At 56.5% G+C, this 6250-nt stretch carries 5 protein-coding genes and 1 other annotated feature; of the genes, 1 reads left to right on the forward strand and 4 read right to left on the reverse strand.

All coding sequences use genetic code 11. The features are described from left to right. Positions 1-68 precede the first annotated feature (68 nt). Positions 69-296 (reverse strand) — a binding site (T-box leader). 112 nt (positions 297-408) lie between these two features. The 4 genes from pdxT to guaB form a co-directional block, all read right to left on the reverse strand. After that, the gene (gene pdxT, locus M516_RS0104660; RefSeq protein ID WP_029098096.1) at positions 409-999 is read right to left on the reverse strand and encodes a pyridoxal 5'-phosphate synthase glutaminase subunit PdxT; all 591 of its coding nucleotides are present in this window, start codon (positions 997-999) and stop codon (positions 409-411) included. 10 nt (positions 1000-1009) lie between these two features. After that, positions 1010-1894 carry a pyridoxal 5'-phosphate synthase lyase subunit PdxS gene (pdxS, locus tag M516_RS0104665; protein ID WP_029098097.1) on the reverse strand — a complete coding sequence of 295 codons (885 nt, stop codon included), beginning with the start codon at positions 1892-1894 and terminating at the stop codon, positions 1010-1012. Between the two features lie 104 nt (positions 1895-1998). Then, positions 1999-3303, reverse strand: coding sequence for a D-alanyl-D-alanine carboxypeptidase family protein (locus M516_RS0104670; protein ID WP_029098098.1), 1305 nt, complete (start codon positions 3301-3303; stop codon positions 1999-2001). Positions 3304-3480: 177 nt separating this feature from the next. Continuing rightward, positions 3481-4941 carry an IMP dehydrogenase gene (gene guaB, locus M516_RS0104675; RefSeq protein WP_029098099.1) on the reverse strand — a complete coding sequence of 487 codons (1461 nt, stop codon included), beginning with the start codon at positions 4939-4941 and terminating at the stop codon, positions 3481-3483. Between the two features lie 170 nt (positions 4942-5111). Here guaB and M516_RS0104680 point away from each other — a divergent pair, with 170 nt between their 5' ends. Beyond that, a complete protein-coding gene (locus M516_RS0104680) occupies positions 5112-6116 on the forward strand; it encodes a YaaC family protein (RefSeq protein WP_029098100.1) in 1005 nt (334 codons plus the stop codon). Positions 6117-6250: the final 134 nt, after the last annotated feature.

Raw genomic sequence — 6250 nt, forward strand, 5'->3', positions numbered from 1 at the left:
TTCCTGCGGCACACTTCCCGCATCAGACGCACCTGCGGGCAGGACAGTAAAAAACACCCGTCCCCTCTGTAAGGGACGAGTGTCGTATACCCGCGTTGCCACCCTTGTTGACAAATGCGTCGTACGTTTCCATCCGCATTTGCCCACTCTCATCCGTCGTAACGGGACGGTTCCGGGCAAAGTTTGAACCTTTGCCACTCCGAGGTGGATTCCTTTGCACGCCGGATCGGTTTTCACCCGCCACCGACTCTCTGGGCCTGGCTCATGCAAAGTACTAGCCTCATCATCGCATTCCTTATCCGTACTTCTATTGTTAACTGTACTACAGGTTCTATACCTGTGTAAAGGAGGCGGTTGACAAAAAAAACCGGCACCACGGACGGTACCGGTTTTTGCTGCGGTGCGGGATCAGGCCTGAACTTTATCGGCCCGGTACTCCTTCACCATGTCGAGGAAGAATTTGTGGATGCGCGCATCCTCCGTCAGTTCCGGGTGGAAGGCAGCCGCCAGGTAATGGCCTTGGCGGGCGGCGACGATTTTGTCTTCGTACTTCGCCAGCACCTGACCGTTTTCTCCCAGTTCCATGATGTACGGCGCCCGAATGAAGACAGCCGGAAAATCGGGAGCGATGCCCGCCACGGGCAGATCGACTTCAAAGCTCTCCTTTTGACGTCCAAACGCGTTGCGCTCCACCTTCATGTCCATCAGACCGAGGTGGCAGTCTTCCTGGCCATTGATGCGGTTGGCCAGCAGGATGGCGCCGGCGCATGTGCCGAAAATCGGCTTTTTGGCTTCGCCAAACTGGCGGATGGCTTCCATGAAGCCGTATTTGTGCATCAACTTGCTGATCGTGGTGCTTTCCCCGCCGGGGATCACCAGACCGTCCAGATCGTCGAGCTCTTCCACTTTTTTCACCGGGACCGCTGTTGCTCCGACCTCTTCCAGCATGCGGATGTGTTCAGCAACAGCCCCCTGCAGGGCAAGTACGCCAATTTTCATGTTGTCCACCTTACCAGCCGCGCTCTTGCATGCGATCCGCTTCGCGCAGTTTGGAGATTTCGATGCCCGGCATAGCCGTACCCAGTCCTTTGGAGACGCGGGCAATCAGATCGTAGTCGGTGTAGTGCGTCGTCGCTTCAACGATGGCGCGGGCAAATTTCTCCGGATTCTCCGATTTGAAGATACCGGAACCGACGAACACGCCGTCTGCCCCGAGCTGCATCATCAGCGCAGCGTCGGACGGCGTAGCCACACCGCCGGCGGCGAAGTTGACGACCGGCAGCTTGCCGTTTTTATGAACGTATTCCAGAAGTTCGTACGGAGCCCCCAGGTTTTTCGCTTCCGCCATCAGTTCGTCGTAGGACATGCTTTGCACTTTGCGGATCTGCGCCTGCATCGTGCGCATGTGGCGAACCGCTTCCACGATGTTGCCGGTACCCGGCTCCCCTTTGGTGCGGATCATGGATGCGCCTTCACCGATGCGGCGAAGTGCTTCGCCGAGATCGCGGGCGCCGCAGACAAACGGAACCGTAAAGTCTTTTTTGTTGATATGGAACATGTCGTCGGCAGGAGTGAGCACTTCGCTCTCGTCGATGTAGTCGACGCCCATCGCCTCGAGCACGCGCGCTTCAACGAAGTGGCCAATCCGTGCCTTGGCCATGACCGGGATGGATACGGCTTTCATTACTTCTTCCACGATGCCCAGGTCAGCCATGCGCGCCACGCCGCCGGCCGCGCGAATATCAGACGGTACGCGTTCCAGTGCCATAACGGCCACGGCACCGGCCGCTTCCGCAATCCTTGCTTGTTCGGCATTCACGACGTCCATGATGACGCCGCCTTTTTGCATTTCAGCCATACCTTTTTTAACGCGGGACGTTCCTACTTGTACCATGCTTTTTGCCTCCTACCCAAGTGGACTCAGGATCTGCACGTTTGTTGCAAACGTTGTCTTAATATTCACCATTGTAAACGAAGTGCGATTTTCGGCACAACCACCTATTTGCCCGTGACGCTGCTGAAAATGTTACTAATAAACTGGATGATGCTGCGGAAGAACAGGCGAATCCAGCTCGCTTCCTCCACATCTTGACCGGCCACGAGGTTGACGCCCGCCTTGGCCGCGTCCTCCGGCTGCAGGTAGTCGCTGTCCTTTGCCCCTTCTTCTTTAAAGGCCACTTTCCCGATGACCTGTCCTTTCGTCAGCGGCGCATTCAGATCCTGGAAGGTCACGACCGGCGTAAACTTGGTGTCCTCGCCGATTTTGGTCAGGACGGTTACCTCTTCGCCCGTTACAGCCGGTACGGTCAGGTCCACACCGTTTTTCACCGGCGCGGTTTCATAGCCTTTCACCGCGGCTCCCTTCTCCAACTGTTTGGTCAGCTTGAAGTTGCTGAAGCCGTAGTCCAACAGCTTTTTGGTCTCTTCGAAGCGCTTCGTCTCGCCGTTTGCCCCCATGACGACGCTGATCAGGCGCATGTCGTCCCGCGTTGCCGTACCGGTGAAGCAGTGTCCCGCCGCCTGCGTATAGCCGGTCTTCAAGCCGTCTACCCCCGGATAGTAGTTGAGCAGTCCGGGAAGCATCCAGTTGTAGTTTTTCTTTTTGATCTCGTTTGGCATACCTTCACGGAACGCCAGCACCGGAATTTTGGAGTATTCCAATGCTTCCGGGAAATCGCGAATCAGCGCGCGGGCCAGGATCGCGGAGTCGCGTGCCGACATCATGTTTTCCTTTTGCTCGGTTTGCGGTGCGTACGGTCCCAGATCGTCGGTGGGCAAACCGGTCGACGTCACGAACGAGGTGTTTTTCATCCCCAGTTCCTTGGCCTTTTTATTCATCATCGCCACGAAGTTGGCTTCGCTGCCGCCCACTTTTTCCGCAAGCAGCACGGTCGCGTCGTTGGCGGACACGATCGCCATGGCCTTGTACAGATCCTTGACGGTATGGGACTCGCCCATGTTCAGGTAGACGCCGGCGGAATCCGGCATTTTTGCGATGTAAAAGGCGTATTCGCTTACCGGGACCTTTTCGTCCCACTTGATTTTCTTTTGTTTAATCGCTTCCAGCACGAGGTACTCGGTCATCATCTTGCTCATGCTGGCCGGCGGCAGCGGCACGTCCGGATTGCTGCTGTACAGCACCTTGCCCGTGGACGCTTCCACCAGAATGGCCGATTTAACCGCCAACTGCAGGTTGGGCTGTGCGGCTCCTGCGCCAACGGCCATGCCGCCCCACGCGGTCAAAAACACAGCGACAGAAAGGAACAGCCCCATCAATCGCCTTGTCCATCTTTTTTGTTTCATTTGCTTTACTCACTCTCCCGTTTCTGTCGTTCTTCGCCACGATTGGCATGAGCACACAAATGTAAGTGTACCATACAAGCAGGCCTTCCTTGAAGCTTGTTTCGACCTGTTTGTCCGTGTCGGAGACTAGAAAAAAACCCCTTTCCAATCGTGAAAGGGGTTTTTGCGTCGATCGTCCTAGGAAATGGAGTAGTTGGGTGCTTCTTTGGTAATCTGCACGTCGTGCGGGTGGCTTTCCCGCAGACCGGCACCGGTGATGCGGACGAACTGGGCGTTGTCGATCAGGTCCTGAATGGTTTTGGCCCCGCAGTAGCCCATGCCGGCACGCAGTCCGCCGATCAATTGATAGACAACGTCAGCCAGCGGCCCTTTGTACGGAACGCGGCCCTCGATGCCTTCCGGAACCAGTTTTTGTTCGTTTTCCTGGAAGTAGCGGTCCTTGCTGCCCGCTTTCATCGCGCCGATCGACCCCATGCCGCGGTACACCTTGAACCGGCGGCCTTGGTAAATCTCGAATTCGCCCGGGCTTTCCTCGGTTCCGGCGAACAGGCTGCCGATCATGATCGCCGACGCGCCCGCTCCGATCGCTTTTGTCAGGTCACCGGAGTATTTGATGCCGCCGTCGGCAATAATTGGAATATTGTACTCGCGGGCAACGCGGGCACAGTCGTAAATGGCGGTAATCTGCGGTACGCCGATACCGGCCACGACGCGGGTGGTACAGATGGAGCCGGGACCGATCCCTACTTTTACCACGGAGGCGCCTGCTTCGATCAGGTCGCGGGTCGCCTCTCCGGTAGCCACGTTTCCCGCCACGATGGTGAGGTCCGGATAGGCTTGTCTCAGCTTTTTCACCGTATTGATGACGTTGACGGAGTGGCCGTGTGCGGTATCCACTACCAGCACGTCCACGCCGGCCTTCACCAGCGCTTCCGCCCGTTCAAACGTGTCGGCCGACACCCCGACTGCCGCACCGCAAAGCAGACGTCCCTGCTTGTCCTTGGCCGCGTTCGGGTACTGGATCGCCTTCTCGATGTCCTTGATGGTAATCAGCCCTTTGAGAACGTTGTTTTCGTCCACCAGGGGCAGCTTCTCGATCTTGTGTTTTTGCAGGATGGCTTCCGCCTGCTGCAGCGTCGTTCCGACAGGAGCCGTCACCAGATTTTCTCTGGTCATGACATCTTTAATGGGAGTGGAGAAGTCGTGCACAAAACGGAGGTCACGGTTGGTAAGAATCCCGATGAGGTGGTTCTGCTCATCGACGATGGGGACGCCGGAAATGCGGTATTTGCCCATGAGCTCGTCCGCATCGGCGACGGTATGGTCCGGAGTCAACGAGAACGGATTGGTGATGACGCCGCTTTCCGAACGCTTGACGCGGTCCACTTCGCTGGCTTGTTGTTCAATGGTCATGTTTTTATGGATAATCCCGATACCGCCTTGACGAGCCATGGCAATAGCGAGCTTAGATTCTGTCACCGTGTCCATGCCGGCGCTGATCAGGGGAATGTTCAAGGTAACGTTTTCGCTCAGCTTCGTCGTGATGTCGACGTCCCGGGGAAGCACTTCCGATCTGGCCGGAATGAGGAGAACGTCGTCAAACGTCAAACCTTCTTTCACGAATTTGTCTTCCCGCACAGTAATAAGCTCCTTTCGCCAAAATATTTTATCGCCAGTGTAACAAACGGCTTAATTTACTGTCAAGGAAAGCTTGTATCGTTCGGGTATACCATCAATTATCCAGATAAATCAAAAAAAACATCAGGAAAGCGTTACCATAATACGAAAGTTAACCAAAGGTGATGACGATGCAGAATGCTTGGTCCGCGCTGCGCTTGCTGGAAACGGAGCCAGCCGCGCGCAGGTATTTGTCCCACTGCTACCAAACCAGGGGGCTGCCGCACCCCGACCGATTGGCGTTCCACCAGAGCACCCGTTTTCTTTACACCTGGCAGCAGGCGCGGCAGTTTTACGAGACGGCTCATGGCGCCTCGCTTTCGGTTCGGCCGCTGCTGCTGTTTTACGGGTATGTGCATCTGCTGAAAGGATGGCTGATTACCTGCGACCCCGACTATCCGCAAAACAGCCGCGTGCTGCAGCACGGCGTGACCACACGCAAGCGGAAGCGCGGTGCTTACCACCTGTTGGAGGATGAAGTGCGGCCGCAAAAGGAAGGGTTGTTCGCCCATCTGGCCCGTCTATTCGGCCCTACGCCCCTGCAGGATCGGTACTCGCTGGATGAGCTGTTTGCGTCCTTGGCGGAGTTGGGCGGTCCGTATGCAGCCGTTACCGGAAGGAAATCGCCGTGGGTCCGCGTTGGTCTGGACATCGCGCAGCGCCACGACGACAAACAGGGGACCGTGTTCCGGGTGACGTTCCCCGCCGGTTCTGACGGGCCGCTGGCGTATTCTCCCGAGACGTTTCGGCAGTATGTACGGCGGCTTGCTCCCGACGGCTGCGACGCTTTCCTGTTTCAATGGGTGGACGGCACCGGCAAGGAAGCTGTTGTCCCTTCGACCGCTCTTTCGGAATGGGAGAGGCACCCGCTGTTTTCTTTTCATCACGGCTCCCTGTACTTTTGGAACGGTACGGCGGAAACGCTTCCTCTGCCAATCTGGGCCAGCCACTACCTGATTCTGTACGTGCTCAGCATGCTCTGCCGGTACGAAACGGAGTGGTGGGGGGAGTTGGCCCTGTCTCCCGCCTACTCGGAGCGATATCTCGTGGAGTGCTTTCTCGACAGCCATGCGCACACCCTGCCTACGGTTATTCTGAAGCAAATGCAAAAAAACAACCCCCTCTTTTGCGAATAAGAGGGGGCAAAACAAAACAGCCTTCCCAACGACATTGTTGAGAAGGCCGTACCTCATTCCCTGAAAACTGGATACGCATGGTTGGCAGTGGATTATGGAGTGGATAAGTCCTCGACCGATTAGTATTCGTCAGC

Origin of the sequence: Brevibacillus thermoruber 423, assembly GCF_000454065.1 — a bacterium.
Lineage (GTDB): Bacteria > Bacillota > Bacilli > Brevibacillales > Brevibacillaceae > Brevibacillus > Brevibacillus thermoruber.

Bases quoted from the DNA above. Each gene is read 5' to 3' on its own strand.
- M516_RS0104670 (WP_029098098.1), bottom strand. From the start codon at position 3,303: ATGAAACAAAAAAGATGGACAAGGCGATTGATGGGGCTGTTCCTTTCT.
- pdxS (WP_029098097.1), bottom strand. From the start codon at position 1,894: ATGGTACAAGTAGGAACGTCCCGCGTTAAAAAAGGTATGGCTGAAATG.
- pdxT (WP_029098096.1), bottom strand. From the start codon at position 999: ATGAAAATTGGCGTACTTGCCCTGCAGGGGGCTGTTGCTGAACACATC.
- M516_RS0104680 (WP_029098100.1), top strand. From the start codon at position 5,112: ATGCAGAATGCTTGGTCCGCGCTGCGCTTGCTGGAAACGGAGCCAGCC.